Below are 19,999 nucleotides of genomic sequence, written 5' to 3' on the forward strand. Positions count from 1 at the left end.
TGAAATTCACTTCAAAGCAGCCTTGCTTGATTTTCCTTTACTTACCCTTTTGCTCCAACATTTTCAGCAGCACCGTTACTGACTCTGCTCTTGTCGTTTTATCGTGCGGAGCAAATGCATTCGCGCCTTTACCTCCGATCATACTCAGCTTTTTCATGGCCCCAACTGCACCTTTCGCCCAGTCCGGAACGTCTTTGTCGTCCGCAAAGCCTGTTGCCGTTGTAGCTTCAACTGACTGTCCAAGCGCTTTTGCGATCATCACTACCATCTCCGAACGTGAAATTTCGGCTTCCGGTCGGAAAGTGCTGTCTTCATAGCCTGTAATGATGGCCGCTTGTACCGCTTGTGCGACCGATTTCTGCGCCCATGTTCCGATCCTTCCTTTATCCGTAAACGTCAGTTCAGCTCCATCCCCTTGCGGCTTGAGAGTATTCATCAGCATAACCGCAAATTCCGCACGCGTTACGGTACGGTTCGGATTGAACGTACCGTCCGGATAGCCGCTGACGATCCCGAAGCTTACCGCTTGCTTGATGCTCGCCTCAGCCCAGTGTCCGGAGATATCGCTGAAGTTGACTGGCTGCTTCGTGACTGCCGCTGAATCTTCGCCTTGACCTGTTGCGAGTACCGCATACTTCGTAAAGTGGTTAACTTTTATGGTGATGGTATTTCCTTTTACTTCACCGCCGACTTCCACCCATACCTTCTTTATTTCGTCGTAGAAAAATACAGAAGGTTTTTGATTGCCCTTTAACCTTTTCGGATCGAAGGTGAAGGTCATCGTGATTTCCTTGTTGAAGTTTTCCGGAAAGTTTTTTAGAATTTCGAATACCGGGCTGACCAGAACATCCTTGCTTGTAAGCAGCTTTTGGGAGTCTGCCACTTTTTCTATCGTTATTTTCAATTCTTTGCCTGATGCATCAGCAGGAATCATAATTTTGACTTCATCACCAAGGCTAACCTCGCCAGATTTACCGATGGAAAGCGTTAGCGTACCGTCGGTAGAGATCATTGTATTGTTTGAGGGCGTTACTGATGGAGTGCCGCCATTGCTAGAAGAACCGCCCGTGTTGTTGGCCGTCCACTTTGCATACAGGGTCGTGTTGGACGTACCCATGATGAAAGGAGACCCTTCGGCGTAGCTCGTTCCGCTTCCGTCCGCTTCCGTATTCCAACCTGCGAACGTATAGCCTGTCTTCACCAAATTTCCGGTGTTCCCATATACCGAAACGGTAACTCCTTGCGCGTATGAGCCACTATCGGTCGGCGCATTGCCAGATATAGCGCCGTTGCCGTTATACGTCATAGTATACGACGGAATCTCCGTTACGGTCATCACCGTTACCGTATACGTTACCTTCGTGGTTCCATCCTGCGCGGTAACAATAACCTTTTTGCCGGTTGCCAAAACAGTCGCTACCGTTGTTCCATCTGCATCATAGACTTCAAACGTTGCATTCGCTGCCGGAGTGATCGCTGCCTTGAGCGCAGCTAACGTTGTTTCGTATGGAATATTCGTGATGCTTTCATTCGCGGTACTGCCAGTGCTTACCGTTCCTATAGTGGATGTCAGCGTTGCATCTGTGCTTACGCTCACTATGTCTGGCTTAATGCTCAAGCTATGTGCAGTACCTTTGACTGCCGAATTTACTCCCAGGCCATTACTGACCATAACATCAGACACTATGATTTCTGTCGATCCAGCATCTAATCCATCTTTAACCTTAAAGTTCAAGGTTAATGGATGATTCTTCTTTAGTGCTTCATCCTCGCTCAAATTAACGGATGATACTCTCTCCTCACCAGGAGCTGTTCTAGTGGTTTGAACAATCCTCACTCCTGACACTTCAACAGCTGAGACTACAGAGACTAGCTCCAACTTGGTATCATCATATTTTATCGTCAGATCTTGCCCATACACGGATTCTTTTACCCCTGCAAGATCTACCCCTACTGCAAAGGCATCACCACTGATAACCTCATCAGGTCCTGTTAACTGAGTCTGAGCGACAAATTGTGATATCGCATATAGCCCAACCTGATTAATTCTTGCCATATTGTTAGGCCACTGCCCATTGTACTGATCCGCAACCGTAATATAGATTCTGAAATAGCGAGCAGTAACGGGTTCTTCCAGATGACGATCTGTCACATTATCCGTATTGCCAACTACGGGGTCTATATCACTCCAAGTTAAACCATCTGGACTGCTTTGCAGCACAAAGTCCTTGGTGGTATTCTGCTCATAACCTCTGAAGCCATCATGCTTTACAACCCATCGATTGATCTTGAACTCTCGTCCCAGATCAACCATCCACCATCGAGGTGTCGTATATGAGGTGTTTGCACTTACCCAGCCCTCGGTGTTTTCATCCCATTTACCTGTGATTGCTTTGTCAGGACTATAGCTGTCATGCATGCTATTTGCGCTTGCTGTCGCACCAACCGCTACGTTCTCGCCTGCAATATCCCTAACTACAACATGGCAAATTGCATAAACACTCGGATCGCCTTCCATATACGCTTTAATGTTGGCGCTTCCCGCACTCATTGCTGTAACTTTACCTGATCTGTCTACAACTGCAATTTGCTTGTTATCAGACTCCCATTTAATGATGCTGTCAGGCCGAGCAGACCTGGCAGTCAGCTTTTGAGAGTCTTGCGTGTAAAGCTTCATTTCGTCTATATCCAGCTTTATAGAACTGCTCAATCCACCTTTTGGCTTTAGTTCATATTTTGTATTTGGCTTCGTTGCAAATGTGTATACTTCTCCTAGCAGGTTCGTTGACATCGTGCTTTCGATCAGAGTCCCATCTTCATAGACTTCCATTTCTTTACCCTGCCACGGATTAAGAACAGCACATTGCTTGCCTTGTTCACTTAGAATTTGTACATAAGTCGTTTGTCCAAACTCATTCTGATTCGCGTCAATCAGGAATGCACCCTTTGCACGCATTCTCTTAATCGTAGTTTCCTGATTATGATACCAGTTTGCAAAAATATTAATAAAGCCATCATTGCTTTGTAACAATGAATCTTGCACTACACCTAATGTGTTGGCTCCACCGATATCTCCTATCGTATTATTCGCTCTCAGCCCAAGCCAATCTCCAGCCTCAAGTTCAATATTGCCAGCCTTGAGTTGCTCCATGATCCTGCCTATGTCATAGCCCAAGCGTGTTGCACTGGTTAATCGTCTCGGATGACCTTCTGCATTTTTTACATCTAGATAATTGAAATACTTCTCTTTCGATTGAGATGAAGCTGTCATCCCGATCGAATCGAAGTAGTAGACACTTTGGATCGTAACTGGATTCCCTGTGCTGAACGTATATCCGGGATCAGAAGGCGTACGTCCCTCATGCTCTTTTATCGTTTCCTTGCCATGCCAGATGAAGGTAGGAACAAGGCTCATATGGTCTATAATGTCCTGCCATATGGCTACCTTGTCCTGATCTACGCCAAGCGCATTAGCAGCCTCGATCGTATTTCTTAACATATAGAGACAGGCATCCACATCCAGAATAGGGTTTCTCCCCGGATTTCCTTCATGCGTTGCTCCGTACACAACATACTTTCCATTCTCCTTAGTGACATACTTCTCCCAAAATATCGAAGTCGACTTCATCATCGGATAAAGCGTTGTTCTCAAAAATTGTTCATCTTGATTGAATTGCCACATTTTCACGATCGGCATAAGAACAGAGGTTGCATTGGTTGGTGACTGCCAATAATCATTTTCATTATTAAACTGTTCTGTGGACGCTCCTCTTGGACCGATGTGAGTCGGGAATAGGGCTCCACCTTCTATTCCTTCTGTAAATTGGTCCGGTCTGCCCGTCCCCATAATGACCCAGTTCAGATGCTCGGCAAGACTCGACCGTCTCATCGCCTCTGGCCAGAAGTCTACCAGGACATTCACATAGTTCGGTATGCCTTCTAGTCGATTGGCTGTTACGAGTGGATGAATCTGGCGTTGCATATCTGTATTGGTTGTATAGTCCCCTTGCCAATCCGGATTATCCGCTGCAGTCCATGGGAATAGACCTGCAGGCAATCCCGCATTGTTCTCACTCGACACGGAGGTTGCACAGCCGAGCATATAGAGCATGCCATAGTACATGCGTTCTATACTCTCATCTTGAATATTAATATAGGACTTCAGCCAGTATTGCTTCCAATAATTTCGGTGTACTTCGTTGGACGCAGCAATTGCCTCCGCTGTGCTTCTGGATTCAACCTTTGACTTAGCCTGAAGAATGGCTTCACCGAGCTTATCCGTGTCTCCATCCTGCATACTGCCCTCAACGGCTGACACTAAAGTCACTTTCTCACTTGCTGGCAGTGTGAAAGAAGTTGTATTACGCTTGGAATCGACATTCTGCACGGCAACGTCGATATCATCAATAATCGTGGAGGCCATCGCAGCATTGGCCGTCCAGCCCTGCCATGTACCCGCCCCACTCGCACGGTTGCTAGCCTCGCTGGTACCTGTCTTCGTGGCGATCATCAGTTTGCCATCGACACTTGCCGTCGTATTGCTATTAGCTGTCCAAGCCGCGACTTCCATCGCTAATGGAGCATCCGTCTTATTCAGGATCTCGGTAACCATGATATTTTCTTTGGCAGACAGCCAGCTCTTCGTCTGAAAGCCTTTCTCAGACTGGGCAATAATCTCTGCAAGCTTCATGTCCTGCTCGTATCTGAATTCTGTTGCTGCCTCGGTATCTCCTGTGGCACGAATCGTGATGCCTCCGAGTGTGGTATGTTGCTGACCGTTGTTCGATGCGCGATCTCTCCACATATCACTTCTGGAGATGTAAATATTCTGCTCCTTGCGATCCCCTGCCATAAAGGCAAATACGGTGCCGTTGCCCATCAGCGGCCCATCTGGGCTATGATTAGTATCCCATGGCGATCCCAGCTTGGTGTCCTTCGTATACACACCCTTGTAGCTATCTAGTATGCCAGATAGTTCTGTCCATTCATCTGTTGCTCCAGCTATTGATATTGGTGCTGATGCAGCTGAAGCTTGAGGTATCCATCCGCCTACACTCATAAAAAGGCTAGATGCAGTCAAACAAGTAACCATGAAGCCAGATATCCTTCGTTTCATCTTCAACAATCTAAACCTCTCCTCTCTGTTACCCTTGAAATTAGTATCTTATCTGCCGTTTTCTTTTGTGCCGAGGTGGCTGTTCCAGAAATCGCTTAATCTTCCATGCCTATTGAAGCCATTTATAATGGATGCGCTTTCAATTTAGGTGGGATTTGAATAAACACTTAAATTTCACGTTACTATACACTTCATGATTTTACATTCGATAATTGTTTCCAACTTGCAAAGCTCATACTCGAATCTATACGGTGCGGTTCAGTAATAGCTTGTCTGATTACCTCGTTGACTCGTTTTGAACTCCTTTCTGTCTAAATGAATCATGTTGTTTGTTGCATGGCCACACACTTTATATATCACAGGAAAATGAAGCAATATACTGTTCATTTTTCTTAAGTATCAGAAAATAACTGCACTTTTTGGATCCGTCGGCAAAATCTACTGTCTTTTTTTATATTTCATGACCTTTAAGGGCCAGCCCTTTCTCAGCAGAAGTCGACGTTTGTAGTCCGGACGTTCTCTTTAAAACCGCCGCTACTGTAGAAGGAAGCTGCCCAACCACCAACAGTTCATGCCCCGCAAGGAATTCTGTGAAAACTTTGCCTTACTTGTGATACGGTTCACCACGCTATCTGTAACGACCAAGTTTTTGAAATAAAACAAGGGCACTCTTCAGAGTGCCCCCAGGCTAAAACCGACTGTTTTCAGTTTTTGTTGACCGATTTATGATGTAATATCGTCGAAATTCTGCAAAAGGCGCAGCTCCAGCCCTCTCTCGTTTGTTGTTAGTTCTTGCATGATCGGAATAGTCATATCGGTATTTGGGTTGTATTTCAGGCCCCAGTGCATAATGGCAAAAACGACCGGAAACAGGTCAAGTGCCTTTTGTGTTGGTCGGTACATGGTCTGTGCGCGGTTTGAAGCTCCTTCTGTCTTGACGAGCAGGCCTGCTTCAACGAGTGATTGGAGCCGTGCGCTCAAAATATTAGTTGAAATGTGCTCGCGTGAAGCAAGAAACTCGCGGTAATACCGCTTGTTATGGATAAGGACATCACGAAGTATGACTAGGCTCCAGGGATCACCCCATATGTCGAGCGCATATACAATTGGACAAACTGTGGAAGATCGCTTTTTCATGAAAATGATTATACAATTCGTGCTTGCATTTTGCAAGTTCGTACTTGCGTTTTGCAAGTACATAATTTATACTCGGTGTGTAGTCAACAATTAACGAGGGGTGATAACTTGTATGAATCAAAGTTACAGCACTTTTTTTGAGGTAGACCAGAGCCCCGAAGAAGTCTTTGCCGCTATCAATAACGTCCGCGGATGGTGGTCAGAGGAAATTGAGGGCAATACCGACGAACTCGGTGAATTTAAGTACCACTACCAAGATATTCACCGCTGTACCATCCAAATCACCGAGCTTGTTCCAGGTAAAAAGGTTGTTTGGCACATTACAGACAACTACTTTAACTTCGTACAGGACAAGAGCGAGTGGACGGGTACCAATATTGTCTTTGAAATCGATAAGAAAGACGGCAAAACAGAAGTTCGATTTACGCACGTAGGCCTCGTTCCCGCGTATGAATGCTACGTCGTCTGTACGGACTCCTGGGGCATTTACATAAGCGGCAGTCTTCGCGACTTGATCACCAAGGGTAAGGGCCAACCCAACCAAAGCGAGCAAATTGCAAATAAACACGGCATAGTTAACAATTCTTAGAAACCCCATGCCATAGACCTAAGGCTCGGCGCTTAGCAAAAGAGGCTTTGCCAAGAGATTGCGCTGCCTCTTCTGAAAGCGTCGAGCAAAGTATTAGCAATAGTCAAACTCAGACTCCTGCGGGTTTCTCCCCGAAAAACGCTGCCGTTATTTGTGGTAAAGCTCACCGTATCACAAGTAGGGCGAAATTATTGTGACACGTTCCATTCTCCTTTAATGACAAAGAACGAACCTCGAATTGTTCCAGCTAGTTTAGACTTCTGCCTAGCAAACTTAAACTTCCCTTCCAACTCCTTTGGAATCTCCATCCCCTCAGAAAGCTTAAAACCAACAGCCCGCTTCTTAGGGTCATCAACCGTATACATGACATTGATCCCGAGACCATCCTCATAAAAGACATAGGTAAATTGAATGTTTTCCACTTGAAAACGCGATGTTTCTAAAGGTTTGGCCGCAAACGCAATATCACGTTCTTTCAAAATTCGGTTTACATAATCAAGGTTTTCCTGACTTTCGCTAGCAGGTACAACCGTAAATTCATGTTTGTATTTGTTCATAAAGTAACGGGCTTCATTAGCACGTAAACCAGCAAGCGCTTCTACCACAGGTGAAGACTCTAAGCCTACCGTAGACACATTTTTAAAATCAACGATATAAGACATTCTCATCACTCCAATGATCTCGTTTATTTCCTAACCACAGGAATCCACATTTCCCCATATACGATGCCGTCTCGCTGCCCCATCTCAACCGTTGCATTGGGTCCGCCAACATAGGCGAAATTCTGGGCTTCTGGTAAGGCCTGACCAAAGGCAATGCCGGTAAGTTTATTGCTCATCTCTTCAGCTGTATTCCCTTCACCTTTAACGACGAGGTATTGACCCTTCGGGAATTGAATAATTCTGTGTTCTTCCGGTACCGATCCTTCTGTCATGACACCAGCATAATACATCATCTTGTGATTTACAGCTTCATTCACAGCAAAAATGTAGTCATTCGTGGCAATAGCCTTTAAAGAGTCAAGCCTTCCATCCTGCTCCACTGCCTGCCAGAAGTTTTCCTTCTCCTTGTTCATCCCGGCATAATCTGTGTAATTGCTCTTTAGCTCCGTTCCAATACCTAGTACGATAAAACTGTCTTTTTCCTCAAGGGTATACATTGCCATAATTAACACTCCTTTTTTTGAATTGATTAAATGATGATTTCTTCACTTAATATGTCTATTATAACTATAAATCATGTCAAAACTTGATACTGTTTATCGGAGCCATAAATGAGCGGATATTCTACTTTCGCGATTTTTTCACTTTTCCCCATCTCAACCGTTGCATTAGGTCCATACGCTGCCATAATCAAAACTCCTTTCTTTGAATTGATCAAATGAGTTGTTTTTCCACTTGATACGTTTATAATAACTATAAACCATGTCAAAAAATGATACTGTTTAGAGGAGCCCCATGAAAAAAGTTGAACGGGTTAACATCATCATGCGGTACATCAACAACCGCGCTCACTTTACCATTTCTGAAATCATGAGAGAATTCAACATTTCCCGTTCGACGGCGATTAGAGATGTCAGAGAAATTGAGGCGATGGGGATGCCACTTGTCGCCGAAGTCGGGAGGGACGGGGGTTATTTTGTCATGAACAACTCTGTCCTACCCACTGTCCGCTTTACTGATAATGAGATTAAAGCTCTTTTTATTGCCTTCATGGCCACAAGAAACCAACAACTCCCCTATCTTAAGAGTCGCCAATCTTTAGCGGAAAAATTACTCGGCCTCATCTCGGAAAACCAGCAGGATGATCTTGTTCTGTTAAATCAAGTTTTGCTGTTCGAAGGAACCAACCCCCATAATCCCGACCTGCTTGATCTGTCAGATCTGCCCCACCCTATGTTAGAACAACTCATCCAAATCCTTCTTAAGGATAGCTATTTAATGGTTTCCGTCGAAGAAGGAAGGGAAATAAAGTCTTATCCCATTTATCTAATGCATCTATATCGTGAAAAAAGCTCATGGCAAATTGAAGGCTTTGACTTAGAGGAGGAAAAGAGGCGGATAATTCCTGTCGACAATCTTACCGATGTCAAACCATACCCTAAGAAAAAAAGAATAAGCAAGAAGACTATTGTGGAACAACTAAGCAAGCAGGAAGAAGCCATTAACCTAGTCCTCGAACTCGGCCCAAAAGCGATTGCTCAGTACAAAAAGTATTATCCATTAAATATTTCCATTTCATACACGAATCCTTTTCAAGCCACAGCTGTTCTAAAAACATTCATCAATGTTCATCATGAGGAGGAATTGGCTGAAATAACAAGTTGGCTGCTTTTCCTAGGTGGAGACATCAAGGTTAGGGAGATGCCAAAAGAGGTTTTGGAGGGTTTGCAGGAGAGAGTGGATATTTTAAGGAACAGTCGAAGCCCAGAATAAACTACGCCTAGCCAGACTAGAGCGCTGCTTTCCCCCAGTTGATCTAGATACGGTTCGCCGCACTAGGTGAAACGGCAAATTTTAAGCCATCCCGTTTAGGATGGCCCTCTCTTGTGTATGGATTACTCCAATTAAAGCAACTTAATCAGCTCTTCTAGCTCATCAACCAATACTTTTGCAAGCTCAAAATTCGTATCTTTTAAAGCCAACTCTATTTTCATTTCAACAGATTTTTTATTTTGTTCATTTTCTAGATAATCTCTATCAAAATGACTCGCATAAATCATCTGTCTAAATTTCCGCATACTCATTTTTCTAATCGTCTTATCATCAATGATCAAAACATAATCCATCCCATTTACAACAGAATAGAAATCATGAGAAATCATGAGAATCGCACCTTTATAGTCTTCAATAGCCTTCTCCAGTGCTATTTGTGTATACGTGTCCAAATGGCTTGTCGGTTCATCAAGAAGCAAAACGTTTGCTTTACTGGCAGAAACCTTAGCCAATTGAAGCATATTTTTTTCTCCACCAGATAAAGATGCTATCTTTTGATTAACGATTTCTCCTTCAAAGCCATAGTTTGAAATATACGATCTAACTTCATCATACGTTTTAAACCCAGCATCGATGAATTCTTCTAGTATTGTATTAGAATCCTTTAGCACTTCTCCTTGATTCTGAGATAGATAAGCCACTTTAACATCCGCATTTATTTCAATTGAAGCATGATTATTTTTGAAGATATCTCGGAGTAAAGTTGTTTTCCCGGTACCGTTTGGACCTATAATGGCTACTTTATCTGTAGATTTTATCTCAAAGTTAACATTGTCTAAAAGTAATTCATCAAACGTAACACTATAATTATTGACATTTACAACAATGGTGTCTTCAATTTCATTCTCAATACCGAAACTGATATTCGGTTGCTTAATTTCAACAAATGGTGCCTTAATTCTGCGCGCTTCCAATCTCTCTTGAAACCTAACTCTAGCTTTTAACGCTCTACCTCTAGATGCTTCTGAATTATACGTTGCGATAGCTCTAAGATTATCAATAATGTTATCGTATCTCTCAATTTCTTCTTGTTCAGCGACTGCGATTTCTTGCAACTCAATTTTTGTCTGAAGTAATGAGAAATTATACTCAATATACCGCCCATCAAACTCTTGGATCTCCCTATTTTCAAGGTGTAGAATTTTGTTGAAACAATGATTCAATAGATATCGGTTGTGCGTAACAACTAACAGCATTCCTTTGTGAGAATTAATCAGATTTTTAAGCGCATTTAGGTTTTCAAAGTCTAAAAATACATCGGGTTCGTCCATAATCATTAAGTCTGGACTACTAAGCATTTCCTTCATCACTTGAATAAGTTTGAATTCCCCGCCACTCAGGTCGGATACCCTAAGGTCTTTTAGCTTCATGAGGTTTGCTAGATTTAGTTTCTTATTAATCTTGCTTTCGAAATCATCCCCACCGATTGAATCAAATGCGTCTAAAGCTAATTGATACTTTTCTAATAACGACTCAATATCCGATGATGTTTCCATTTCCGTACAAATAGCTGTTATTTCATTTTGTATCTTAATAAATTCTTCCCCTATATATTCAAAAACGGTTGTTTCTTTGCTTTTGTCGAATTGTGGGAATTGACTTACATGCCTAATATTGCAAGTCGGATCTATTTCTAACTTGCCCTCGAACAAATATCTTTCTGGATCCATCAGTATATCTATCAACGTACTTTTCCCACTGCCACTTGTTCCTATAAAAGCGCAATGTTGTGCCTCTTCAAGCGTAAATGAAATGTTTGTATATAGTTCTTTTTGCGGAAATGAGAAGGATAAGTTATCAACTTTTATCATAGTGTTACCTTTCTTTATAACTAGAATAGCGACTATTGTTAGATGTATTTCAAAACATAGATTTTGAGTTTACCGTTGTTAGAGTAACACTGTTTACAACTAACTTCAATGGGGTCAATTTATCTGGCTCCTTGATCAAATAATGATAAGACGGGAATACCTCCTGGAGAATAGCCAACGGTATGGGTCGGGGTGCTCCTGGATGTTTCATTTCATTCCATTTTTTGCATACTTGACCCGAGTTGTATAATAAAAACTTGTTGTTACTTGTGATACGGTTCAGCTTAATGGGGTTATCGGCGAAAAATTCCAAAGGAACTGCTGCTGCGCGGTGATCTGCTTGTTCCGTTCAACTATCGTACCTGTTAATTGCTCACGCCATATTGAAATGCATGCCGACTTGGGGGGATTTACAGCGGACAACCATATAGTGGTAAAATATAGATATGAAATATTGGGGGTGAAGTTGTGTATGACTGAGTACAAAAATAATAGGAAGTTGAACTTCCTATTACGGCACCTGGAATATCATAACACCTACAAAAAAACGTTCAATAATGAGGAAGAAAAAGGGAAGAAACCCCCTCCGCCGCTCAGGGTGCGAGTATCTTCCTCGGGAGGGCGATGCCAATGAGGAATGCTGCGGAGGGTCAGCAGAAGCACGGGCAGCAAGAACATATCGAGACGCTGCCGCTGTTCTCCACCACGGATAAGAACGGACGGATGACTATGCTCCCGCCAGGACGTCGCGTCGGACGCGCGGCTCCGCTGATGCCCTGGCTGCTTACAGCCGCTGCACTGTGGGCACTGACAGGCTCCGTGCCGTTCGGCGCACTGCTCAGCATGGCGCCAACACCGGCGATCAACATGCTCCTTGGTCATCCGGTCACAGTGGGCGTCGCCGTTTTGCTGCTGTTCATCGCGATCGGTGCGACCGGTGGAGTGTACTCGCGATCGAATGAGCAGTTCGGACAGACCAGGGTGGCCGGCCTGTTCGCGACGCTATCGGTAACAGGAGGGCTCGCAGCAGTCGCGGGAGTCCTCCTGCTCTGGACGCTGACAAGCAACCCATCGCGCCCCTTTGATCTCGAGGCCATAGCGACATCGCCGACGATCCCGCTTGAGCTCGGCGCCGTCGTCGGAGCTAGCTTCGCCCTCTGGGCCGCCATCACACTCCTGCGGTTACCCGGCTCTATCGCCCACGCCCGGCGGCGTCAGGCGGACATCGAGCGGCTCCGCGTGGAGGGTTCGTCATACACCGGAACGTTAACCGCCGTGAATTTTACTAACAGTTGGCTCTTTAATTTGCCGATTTTCACGGTTGAGGTAAATTATATCGTTGACGGTGCTCCGCGTGTCGTCTCAGCACACATGCGCACCAGCGCCGACCGCGTTCCCATCGTCGGGTCGCGAATGATCGTGCTGACCGATGATCGCGGAACCACTTACGTGGAGTTGGACCTGGCGAATGGAGCGGCATTCGAGCCGGATGTGGGGAAGTACGCCCCGTCGGACGGTTGATTTTACGGCCCTGATGCAACATGATTATGGCTTAAAGAATCAATGTCTTTCACAATTTTTGGGGTAGATAACACTGGAGTTGTCCGAGTCGAGTAATGTTCTTGAGCATTCATTAGTTAAAATTGAAAGGAATTTAGAATTTGATTTATATAAAGAATTTTATATGGTTCCATTATCTACATGAATAACAGTCCCGGTAATTGACCTTGATTTATCTGATAACAGATATAATACAGTGCTTGCTACACTTTTAACATCAGTTTCTTTTTTCAATGAAGTTCTTTTATATATACGATCTTTTTGCTCATCCGTTAATGACGCACTCATAGATGTTTCCATAAATCCTGGAACAACACAGTTTGAACGAATCCCTTTACTTCCCCATTCTCTAGCAACATTTTTTGAAAACGATTCCAGTGCACCTTTGGTTGAAGCATACATACTTAAACCTTTATAACCAGTATGGGCACTTACAGAAGATACATAAATAATTGAACCTTGAATCTTATTTAATAACATATCCCTAATTGCATACTTAGTTAGATGCATCGCTGAGAAAACATTCACTTTGAACATACTCTCTAAACTATCAATATTTAAATTAGATACAATATCATCATATGCTAGGGCAGAGTTACTTACTAATCCATAAATTGGTCCTAATTTGCGAATTTGTTGAGTATATAATATTTTTATATCACTCACATCTTCTAAATCGTAAGAAATATGTTTAAATTTATTTGGATACTTTTCAACTAAATCTTGAACGGATTCTTCACTAGAACGACTAAGACCAATTACTCCATAATCCGTTTCTGACAATATCTGATTAACTATTTCTTTTCCAAGTCCTTTGGAATCACCTGTTACAATTATCCATTTCATATTCTCACCTTTTTTCCAGTTCTTGTTCTTGGAATATCTTCTACAAACTTAATTATCCTAGGAATTTTCCACTCTTGTAAGTGTTCACTCGCAAACTTCTTGATAGACTTTTTTAGTTCCATATCATCAGCATTTTCATCCTTAACAACATCTATAACAAGTATGTGCCCTGTAACCCTATTCTCTCTAGACTTTACTAGTAAATCTATTACTCCAGGAACTTTTATTAACGTATTCTCAACCTCAAGTGGATTTACTTTATATCCACCTACATTGATTATATCTGACGTTCGAGATTTAAATTTAAAACTATAACTATCTAATTGTTCAACCAAATCCCCTGTTTTGAACCAATCCTCTTCTAAAGAAAACGATTCTGAATGACCTAACAAACTTTGATGCAGTAATAATTCATTATTACTGCTAATTTTAACAAGTTCTCTTATGTTCTCTGGAATTGTAAAAATATCTACAGAAGCAGCAAATAAGCTTCCTGCTTCTGTAGATGCATAAATATTTCTTATTCTTGCATTAGGAAATATAGATTTAATTATATTTTCCATATTGGAGTCATACTTTTCCCCACCAAATGTAATTCTCTTAATACTTTCAAACTGACTATTTTTAAAATAAGGTAATACACTTCTATAATAGGTAGAGGTCGCAGAAATATTGGTTATTTTATATTTTTCAATTAAATTTGGGAGATATCTTTGTTGCCCATCAAAAGTATAAATCATAGTATTTTGATTAATTAGAGCTTGAAAAAATACCTGTATGCCTGCCATATGTGTCGGGTTATAAGCAAAAGCCCAAATATCTTCTTTAAAATTGGCAAGTGATTTTACATTCCTAGTCAATGTTTTTAGGGTATGACTTACTTTTTTAGGACGACCAGAGGTGCCAGAAGTATATAAGATTGACTCCCAATTCTTTTCTTTGTTTATTAATTTTAAAAGATGTTTAAAATCAACAATTTTCAACTTCTCTTCTGACTTTCTAGAAATAGATAATAACTCAGAATTAAATCCAATTCCCTCAAGCTCATTCTCCGAGAAGTCACCATCTAAAATTTCAATGGAATAACCGTGGACTAAGCTATGAATAATTGATAAAAATATTTTATATGGATCGTTACCAACGACGTACAAAAATGGTGAAGAAAATTCCATATTATTTAAATCTATGATGAGGTCTTGGTAGGTGTACTCTTGCTTACCATGCACTAAAAAAATTTTTTCCATGTTATTTTCCTTCTAACTTAGTGATTATCTCTCCAATTGTCTCAACAATGCCGTCCTCAAAGATATCAACATCACATTCATTCTCAATTCTCACTGTCAGTTCAGCTAACATTAGTGAATCCATATTCAAGTCATCCCTTAGATTTAGAGAGTGCTCAAGGGTTTCTATGCTTTTTTTTCCTGATTCTTCTAACATTTCATTTATAATAACTAATAATTGATTCATTTTGACGCCTCCATTATTTAGTCTTCAAATTTATTATTATATTTTTCGGACTTTTTTGAACTATGGTTCCATTGTTCTTTTAGTAACTCCATCAAATGTACATCTTGAAATTTACCATTCTTTAATATATGAGTTTTATAATATCCAACCTCTCTATAACCATGAAGTTTATGTATTTTTATTATATTATTATTCCCTTCCATAACTTCTGCAGTAATTTTATTCAAGTTAAGCTCATTAAAAACATAGTTATATAGATATTGAGGAATTATTCCACCATACATTCTATAATTATCCTCTCCTATATAAAAACCCCAGCTTGTTTTCCTATTAGTAAAATCTATATCATTCAAAGAGATAACCCCTGCTAAATTCCCTTTAATGGAAATAATCCAATACTTCTCGGTTGGCATTTTCGAAACTTTTTCAAACCATCTTTTTTGGTTATCTAAGTTATAATCAATGTCAGTATACATAAATCTTGTGACACTTTCTTTAGTTCTCCATTCTAATACTTGTTCAAGATGTTCTTCTTTTAATTTTATAAAATCTATCATGCTTCTCTAATCCTCCTATTTTTTGCTAAGCAAATCTAAATCTATAAAAAGTTGATTTTATTTTCGGATTTTCATTTTATTTATAACTAAACTAATAATTAGGATACAACAATCCCCCTAAATATAACAGTTTATTAAGTTTTATTTGTGTAATGTTCTCATATTATTTGACAATGGAATTATATGTAACTTTATTGGTCCACCTGCTCGACATCCATAACAATGAAAACTCTCTCATTTGTGATGCGGCTCAGCATAACGGTTTATAGGCAAACGACGAAGGAGCTGGCCGCGGCCAGCTCCTTCGTCGCCTCTGAAAAACTTATTTTATCCCGGCTGCATAATATTTTATTTAAATAGAGGCTCGTATTTTCAATCGCATCTTTAATCTGGTTTTTGTCTGTAATATTGACTTCCTCGCTATAGCTCATGGCTATGTCTGACTCATAGAAATTCACCGCTATCCCACTTTACGTTGCAAGTGTACAAAATATATCTGGTTAAATTCCAGCGCTATCAGCACGCAGGTTCTAAATCCGTCTTTAGCCCTTCCCCTTTTATACGAATTTTTAAGAAACTCTTAATTTTTGGGGTAACTATGATCCTATTTTATGTGGCTTTACCCATCTAGTAGAGCGAAGAGCCTGAATAACTTTCTAGGAACCTCCCTCATGGAGGTTTCTTCGTTAGCGGAGCAAAGGGCTGCCGTGATAGCATCACCAGCAGCCCTTTACAGTCAATTTTTTTGTTTACTCAGTAACTCATCAATCGCTAGATTCTCTGCATGCTGGAGAATGTAAGCAACTTATAACAGCTCATCTGAGATCAATTTTGCCTTTTCCGCAAGCTCCCTCATATCATCGGCTGGAACAAGCTCGGCTAAATCGTAAGCCAGCGGATTACGGGAAAACTTGTACAATTCATTCCGAAGCAGGTTTCTTTTTTCTTCAGAGGCATCAATATAAAGTTTGCACGGCTGCCTAGCCTCATCCAAATCATGCAAATCGACATAGCCTGATTTAAGAGACTCCAACACAATGGCTGAAAGATCGATTAGAGCACCGCAGGCAATATCAAGTTCTCCCACTTTCTTTTAGGCATTGTAGTTTTCCCAATAAGATAGTTCCAATATACAAGAGGTTATTGGCTTTACTGCTTTACCACTATTTATGATACGGTTCCCCCCGATTTATCCGCATCGCGCGATAAATCTGCTCCACCAGCACCAACCGCATGAGCTGGTGCGGTAGCGTCATGCGGCCAAAAGACAGCCGCATATCCGCACGGCGCAGCAGCTCGCCAGATAGCCCCAGCGAGCCGCCGATCACGAAGGCCACCTGGCTTCGCCCGTAGGTGGCCAACTTGTCGAGCGAGCCTGCCAGCTGCTCGCTCGACCACATCTCGCCGTCGATGGCCAGCGCCACGACGTACACGTCCGCGGCGAGCTTGGCCAACAGCCGCTCGCCCTCCTTAACCCGCACCTGCTGCTCCTCAGCAGGGCTCATGTTCTCCGGTGCCTTCTCGTCCGGCACCTCAATCATCTGCACCTTGGCATACGGCCCAAGGCGCTTCACGTACTCCGCAATCCCGTCCACGAGATAGCGCTCCTTCAATTTCCCAACCGTTAATATCTGTATATGCATGAACGATATTTCTCCCCTCAATTGCTCATTGGATAAAATACATCCAAATCGAGCATATTCCCACCTTTTTCCTCGATCCACTGAAAATAATCCAATGTAATCGCCCGCCCCACCACACCAACCCCCAAACAAAAACAAAAAGGAAGGCTTCCGCCTTCCTCATACAACTAGAAATCGCGCTAATTCCTGGCAATGCTCGCAATGCGTCGGTGGCTCCCAATTCGCGAAGTGGGTCTTCGCCAAATCTACGATATCTGGAGCTTCCTCATACTCATCAACAAACTCATCTATTGCGATTTCTACATGATCTTTACAAACAACATGCATGCAAGTACCTCTCATCCGCCATATATCTTTGACCTATACGCTCATCTTTACTTATCTGCAGCTTCTACCAAGGTAACCACGGTCGTAAGCTTCTTCCCGCCGCGATAGTAGACCACGTTGATTTTATCGCCGATCTTCTTCTCGTTGTACAAATATTTGCGAAGCGAGATCGTACTGTCGATCTTGCGGTCATCCAACTGGACGATCACGTCCTGTGCTTTGAGACCCGCTTCTTTGGCAGGACCGGATACATCGAAGACGATAACTCCAGTTTTCACATCTGCCGGCAGCTTTAATACATCCGTTCCTTTAAAAGCTTGCAGTTCCTGGGTCGACACGCCCATCAGCGGTCTTTTGACCTTGTGATCCGTAATCAGGCTCTCCAGGATCGGCTTAACACTGTTAATCGGAATAGCGAAGCCTAATCCTTCCACACCAGTATCGGATATCTTCATCGAATTGATACCGATCACTTTACCATCGATATTGACCAGCGGGCCGCCGCTGTTTCCCTGATTAATAGCCGCATCCGTTTGGATGACATCCATCTCCCAGTCATAATCCGTCCCTTCACGTGAAAGTGAGACGGGGATCGTCCGCTTTGGCGAAGAAATGATGCCTTGCGTTACAGTAGGAGAGAATCCAAGTCCGAGCGGATTGCCGACGGCGATTGCCATTTCTCCAGCACGCAGTGTTTCGGAATCTCCGAATTCAGCGAGCACTTTAATATCTTTGCCGTCTGCTTCCAGAACAGCCAAATCTGTAATTTTGTCCCGCCCAACGAGTGTCGCTTTGCGATGTTCCCCTTGGAAATTCACGATTTCGAACTGGTTCCCATTCTCGACGACATGGCTGTTCGTTACAATCCGTACTTTATCGCCCGACTTGGCGAACATGACACCTGAACCGATACCAAGCCCGGTTTCTTGGCCTTTGTCATCCTTCTTCGAGGAGATTACGCTAACAACCGCAGGCTTGATTTTCTCCGTTGCTGCCACGACAGAGTCGTTGACGTTCATCGGACGTGTTTCTGTTTTGGCTACAGCCACTGGAGCCGCCGCCGTTTCAGCACTATGACCACGAAAACCACCTACAACCCCGACCAGCAGGAGCATGGCTAATGCTCCGCCTACCCCGGCTATGAGCGCTACATTTCGTCTACGTACGGTGAAGCTTGTGAATGTCCCCGACCCTTTGGGACGCCATGCCGTCTCTCGCTGTCTGGACCTTTTGGTCGAATAAAAATCATCATCAAACAAACTCATTTCGGGTCCCTCCTCGCTGACGGGGTTGGAAGCTTCGCCACTCTCGCCTTGCATCTATGTCGCAATTCTTTCTTGCCTTGTTTGCAAATAATAGGAATGTTTCGCTCGCTTCTTGCCTACAATAATAGTAAACCAAATCTCTCACCGAATTACTAGAGTTTACTAGAACTTTAAATCAGAAATACAAAGGAGAATGACCCTCATGAATCGTATTCCTTCCCATTTCGACGAAATCAATATGATCGGCAAGCTCGCTGACCTGAAAGATAGCCACTATCACCAGTCCCTCGTCCTCTCGTCGCTTATTCAAACCCTGATTGATAAAGGCCTAATCACGGCGCAAGAGATTCAGCAGAAGTCGGAAGAAATCGATGCCGCGCTTACTCCGAATCCAATACATCCCATTTCGTAGATCGGTCAAAATATGTATCCATCAGCCGCAGTTGTTTGGACTCAGGGGCACGCTCTTGTACTATGCTATTCACCGTTAGCCTGGCCAAATCCATTAAATTATGATCACGGCTCAAATGGGCCATATACACGGATTTCGTCTTATTCGTCAGCACATCACAGAGCGCTTCCCCTGCGGCTTCGTTGGATAAATGTCCTTTGTCACCAAGAATTCGGCGCTTGATGCTCCACGGATAATGACCGACACGCAGCATATCTACATCATGATTCGTCTCCAGCACCATAGCGTCCGAATCCGTAATCTTCTCTTTCACTTTCTCGCTCATGTAGCCCAAATCGGTTACAACACTTAACTTCTGTTCCCCTTCATAAAAGCAGTAGCCCACCGGCTCCGCTGCGTCATGGGAAATGCCGAACGACTCCACCCGCAGCGTGCCGAACTCGACGACGCCACCGGTTTCCATGACTTTTTTGTTGTCTTCCGCAATCACACCAATTTGCCGATCCAGCTCTTCCCACGTCTTCTCATTGGCATAGATGGGCAAATCGTATTTGCGGGCAAAAGCACCCAGTCCTTTAATATGATCGGAATGTTCGTGTGTAACCACGATGGCATCTATGCTGCTAGCTGCGAGCTCCCGCTCCTTCATCAACAGCTCCATCTTCTTGGCGCTAAAGCCCACATCGACCAACACTTTGGTCTCCCCATTATCGACTACCGTCGCATTGCCCGTCGAACCGCTCGACAGCACCGTAAATCTCATTCCCATAT

At 43.0% G+C, this 19,999-nt stretch carries 19 protein-coding genes; 4 read left to right on the forward strand and 15 right to left on the reverse strand.

What is annotated here, in order from left to right; translation table 11 throughout:
* Positions 1 to 37 precede the first annotated feature (37 nt).
* Positions 38 to 5,116 carry an S-layer homology domain-containing protein gene (locus LOZ80_RS31140; RefSeq protein ID WP_238173170.1) on the reverse strand — a complete coding sequence of 1,693 codons (5,079 nt, stop codon included), beginning with the start codon at positions 5,114 to 5,116 and terminating at the stop codon, positions 38 to 40.
* Between the two features lie 723 nt (positions 5,117 to 5,839).
* Positions 5,840 to 6,316 (reverse strand): winged helix-turn-helix transcriptional regulator, encoded by a 477-nt coding sequence (locus LOZ80_RS31145; protein WP_238168235.1) that lies wholly within the window; start codon positions 6,314 to 6,316, stop codon positions 5,840 to 5,842.
* Positions 6,317 to 6,365: 49 nt separating this feature from the next.
* Here LOZ80_RS31145 and LOZ80_RS31150 point away from each other — a divergent pair, with 49 nt between their 5' ends.
* Positions 6,366 to 6,842 carry an SRPBCC family protein gene (locus LOZ80_RS31150; protein ID WP_238168236.1) on the forward strand — a complete coding sequence of 159 codons (477 nt, stop codon included), beginning with the start codon at positions 6,366 to 6,368 and terminating at the stop codon, positions 6,840 to 6,842.
* Between the two features lie 188 nt (positions 6,843 to 7,030).
* Here LOZ80_RS31150 and LOZ80_RS31155 read toward each other — a convergent pair whose 3' ends face one another.
* Positions 7,031 to 7,504: a DUF8821 family protein gene (locus tag LOZ80_RS31155; protein ID WP_238168237.1), complete on the reverse strand. Its 474-nt coding sequence runs from the start codon at positions 7,502 to 7,504 to the stop codon at positions 7,031 to 7,033.
* Between the two features lie 23 nt (positions 7,505 to 7,527).
* Positions 7,528 to 8,007, reverse strand: a complete 480-nt coding sequence (locus tag LOZ80_RS31160; protein WP_238168238.1) for a GyrI-like domain-containing protein — start codon at positions 8,005 to 8,007, stop codon at positions 7,528 to 7,530.
* Between the two features lie 292 nt (positions 8,008 to 8,299).
* Between LOZ80_RS31160 and LOZ80_RS31165 the strand changes: the two genes are divergently transcribed.
* Complete coding sequence (locus tag LOZ80_RS31165; RefSeq protein WP_238168239.1) at positions 8,300 to 9,277, forward strand: helix-turn-helix transcriptional regulator; 978 nt, start codon at positions 8,300 to 8,302, stop codon at positions 9,275 to 9,277.
* 131 nt (positions 9,278 to 9,408) lie between these two features.
* Here the strand turns inward: LOZ80_RS31165 and LOZ80_RS31170 are convergent, their stop codons facing one another.
* Complete coding sequence (locus tag LOZ80_RS31170) at positions 9,409 to 11,148, reverse strand: ABC-F family ATP-binding cassette domain-containing protein (protein ID WP_238168240.1); 1,740 nt, start codon at positions 11,146 to 11,148, stop codon at positions 9,409 to 9,411.
* Positions 11,149 to 11,778: 630 nt separating this feature from the next.
* Here LOZ80_RS31170 and LOZ80_RS31175 point away from each other — a divergent pair.
* Positions 11,779 to 12,669, forward strand: coding sequence for a hypothetical protein (locus LOZ80_RS31175; protein ID WP_238168241.1), 891 nt, complete (start codon positions 11,779 to 11,781; stop codon positions 12,667 to 12,669).
* 159 nt (positions 12,670 to 12,828) lie between these two features.
* Here the strand turns inward: LOZ80_RS31175 and LOZ80_RS31180 are convergent, their stop codons facing one another.
* From LOZ80_RS31180 to LOZ80_RS31220, 9 genes are all read right to left on the reverse strand, one after another.
* Positions 12,829 to 13,554, reverse strand: coding sequence for an SDR family NAD(P)-dependent oxidoreductase (locus LOZ80_RS31180; RefSeq protein ID WP_238168242.1), 726 nt, complete (start codon positions 13,552 to 13,554; stop codon positions 12,829 to 12,831).
* Positions 13,551 to 14,798 carry an AMP-binding protein gene (locus tag LOZ80_RS31185; RefSeq protein ID WP_238168243.1) on the reverse strand — a complete coding sequence of 416 codons (1,248 nt, stop codon included), beginning with the start codon at positions 14,796 to 14,798 and terminating at the stop codon, positions 13,551 to 13,553. The genes LOZ80_RS31180 and LOZ80_RS31185 overlap by 4 nt, the downstream gene beginning before the upstream one ends.
* A gap of 1 nt (position 14,799) precedes the next feature.
* Positions 14,800 to 15,024, reverse strand: a complete 225-nt coding sequence (locus tag LOZ80_RS31190; RefSeq protein ID WP_238168244.1) for an acyl carrier protein — start codon at positions 15,022 to 15,024, stop codon at positions 14,800 to 14,802.
* 17 nt (positions 15,025 to 15,041) lie between these two features.
* Complete coding sequence (gene pseH / locus LOZ80_RS31195; RefSeq protein WP_238168245.1) at positions 15,042 to 15,581, reverse strand: UDP-4-amino-4,6-dideoxy-N-acetyl-beta-L-altrosamine N-acetyltransferase; 540 nt, start codon at positions 15,579 to 15,581, stop codon at positions 15,042 to 15,044.
* Positions 15,582 to 15,844: 263 nt separating this feature from the next.
* Complete coding sequence (locus LOZ80_RS31200) at positions 15,845 to 16,039, reverse strand: hypothetical protein (protein WP_238168246.1); 195 nt, start codon at positions 16,037 to 16,039, stop codon at positions 15,845 to 15,847.
* Between the two features lie 347 nt (positions 16,040 to 16,386).
* Entirely contained in the window at positions 16,387 to 16,668 is a 282-nt protein-coding gene (locus LOZ80_RS31205; protein WP_238168247.1) for an imm68 putative immunity domain-containing protein, read from the reverse strand.
* A 76-nt stretch (positions 16,669 to 16,744) separates the two neighbouring features.
* Positions 16,745 to 17,224, reverse strand: a complete 480-nt coding sequence (gene rlmH, locus LOZ80_RS31210; RefSeq protein WP_189013761.1) for a 23S rRNA (pseudouridine(1915)-N(3))-methyltransferase RlmH — start codon at positions 17,222 to 17,224, stop codon at positions 16,745 to 16,747.
* Between the two features lie 159 nt (positions 17,225 to 17,383).
* Positions 17,384 to 17,551, reverse strand: coding sequence for a CxxH/CxxC protein (locus tag LOZ80_RS31215; RefSeq protein WP_189013691.1), 168 nt, complete (start codon positions 17,549 to 17,551; stop codon positions 17,384 to 17,386).
* Between the two features lie 47 nt (positions 17,552 to 17,598).
* On the reverse strand, positions 17,599 to 18,816 hold the full coding sequence (locus tag LOZ80_RS31220) for a S1C family serine protease (protein WP_238168248.1): 1,218 nt from the start codon (positions 18,814 to 18,816) through the stop codon (positions 17,599 to 17,601).
* A 202-nt stretch (positions 18,817 to 19,018) separates the two neighbouring features.
* Between LOZ80_RS31220 and LOZ80_RS31225 the strand changes: the two genes are divergently transcribed.
* Positions 19,019 to 19,228, forward strand: coding sequence for a hypothetical protein (locus LOZ80_RS31225; protein WP_189013695.1), 210 nt, complete (start codon positions 19,019 to 19,021; stop codon positions 19,226 to 19,228).
* Here the strand turns inward: LOZ80_RS31225 and LOZ80_RS31230 are convergent.
* A complete protein-coding gene (locus tag LOZ80_RS31230) occupies positions 19,197 to 19,997 on the reverse strand; it encodes an MBL fold metallo-hydrolase (protein WP_189013697.1) in 801 nt (266 codons plus the stop codon). The two genes, LOZ80_RS31225 and LOZ80_RS31230, sit on opposite strands and share 32 nt — an antisense overlap.
* Between the last annotated feature and the right edge of the window lie 2 nt (positions 19,998 to 19,999).

This window comes from Paenibacillus sp. HWE-109 (assembly GCF_022163125.1).
GTDB lineage: Bacteria > Bacillota > Bacilli > Paenibacillales > NBRC-103111 > Paenibacillus_E.

What these genes read in the sequence shown, in the direction of transcription:
- rlmH (WP_189013761.1), bottom strand. Translation starts at nt 17,224, where the DNA reads ATGCATATACAGATATTAACGGTTGGGAAATTGAAGGAGCGCTATCTC.
- LOZ80_RS31185 (WP_238168243.1), bottom strand. Translation starts at nt 14,798, where the DNA reads ATGGAAAAAATTTTTTTAGTGCATGGTAAGCAAGAGTACACCTACCAA.
- LOZ80_RS31190 (WP_238168244.1), bottom strand. Translation starts at nt 15,024, where the DNA reads ATGAATCAATTATTAGTTATTATAAATGAAATGTTAGAAGAATCAGGA.
- LOZ80_RS31155 (WP_238168237.1), bottom strand. Translation starts at nt 7,504, where the DNA reads ATGTCTTATATCGTTGATTTTAAAAATGTGTCTACGGTAGGCTTAGAG.
- LOZ80_RS31160 (WP_238168238.1), bottom strand. Translation starts at nt 8,007, where the DNA reads ATGGCAATGTATACCCTTGAGGAAAAAGACAGTTTTATCGTACTAGGT.
- LOZ80_RS31175 (WP_238168241.1), top strand. Translation starts at nt 11,779, where the DNA reads ATGAGGAATGCTGCGGAGGGTCAGCAGAAGCACGGGCAGCAAGAACAT.
- LOZ80_RS31230 (WP_189013697.1), bottom strand. Translation starts at nt 19,997, where the DNA reads ATGGGAATGAGATTTACGGTGCTGTCGAGCGGTTCGACGGGCAATGCG.
- LOZ80_RS31225 (WP_189013695.1), top strand. Translation starts at nt 19,019, where the DNA reads ATGAATCGTATTCCTTCCCATTTCGACGAAATCAATATGATCGGCAAG.
- LOZ80_RS31150 (WP_238168236.1), top strand. Translation starts at nt 6,366, where the DNA reads ATGAATCAAAGTTACAGCACTTTTTTTGAGGTAGACCAGAGCCCCGAA.
- LOZ80_RS31215 (WP_189013691.1), bottom strand. Translation starts at nt 17,551, where the DNA reads ATGCATGTTGTTTGTAAAGATCATGTAGAAATCGCAATAGATGAGTTT.
- LOZ80_RS31220 (WP_238168248.1), bottom strand. Translation starts at nt 18,816, where the DNA reads ATGAGTTTGTTTGATGATGATTTTTATTCGACCAAAAGGTCCAGACAG.
- LOZ80_RS31145 (WP_238168235.1), bottom strand. Translation starts at nt 6,316, where the DNA reads ATGTACTTGCAAAACGCAAGTACGAACTTGCAAAATGCAAGCACGAAT.
- LOZ80_RS31140 (WP_238173170.1), bottom strand. Translation starts at nt 5,116, where the DNA reads ATGAAACGAAGGATATCTGGCTTCATGGTTACTTGTTTGACTGCATCT.
- pseH (WP_238168245.1), bottom strand. Translation starts at nt 15,581, where the DNA reads ATGATAGATTTTATAAAATTAAAAGAAGAACATCTTGAACAAGTATTA.
- LOZ80_RS31165 (WP_238168239.1), top strand. Translation starts at nt 8,300, where the DNA reads ATGAAAAAAGTTGAACGGGTTAACATCATCATGCGGTACATCAACAAC.
- LOZ80_RS31180 (WP_238168242.1), bottom strand. Translation starts at nt 13,554, where the DNA reads ATGAAATGGATAATTGTAACAGGTGATTCCAAAGGACTTGGAAAAGAA.
- LOZ80_RS31170 (WP_238168240.1), bottom strand. Translation starts at nt 11,148, where the DNA reads ATGATAAAAGTTGATAACTTATCCTTCTCATTTCCGCAAAAAGAACTA.